At 47.8% G+C, this 312-nt stretch carries 1 protein-coding gene; it reads left to right on the top strand.

The genetic code is table 11. The annotated features are described in order from the left end of the window. Positions 1-312: ATP-binding protein (locus ACYQ2L_RS17235; protein WP_460058368.1), on the top strand; the 312-nt coding region annotated here is incomplete at both ends.

Below are 312 nucleotides of genomic sequence, written 5' to 3'. Positions count from 1 at the left end.
GGCTCGATTGTTCAGCGAAATTGAAGCTGCAAAGGATGATGGAACGTATCTGAAGCACCTGTCTCGTATTATGAAAAACAAACTCATTCTGATTGATGACTTTGGTCTGGAACCGCTGAACCACACAGCCCGGATGGGATTTCTGGAAATACTTGAAGAGCGGCATCGCAGAAAATCTACCATTATGGTATCTCAGCAGCCGGTGGAAAACTGGCATGGACTCATTGGTGATCCCACGATCGCTGACGCAATTATGGATCGTCTTGCCTTCCATTCGCACAGAATCGAGATGACTGGCGACTCAGTGAGGAG

It is taken from the genome of Spirochaeta dissipatitropha (genome assembly GCF_054657935.1).
This window is presented reverse-complemented; position numbering and strand designations above follow the sequence as displayed.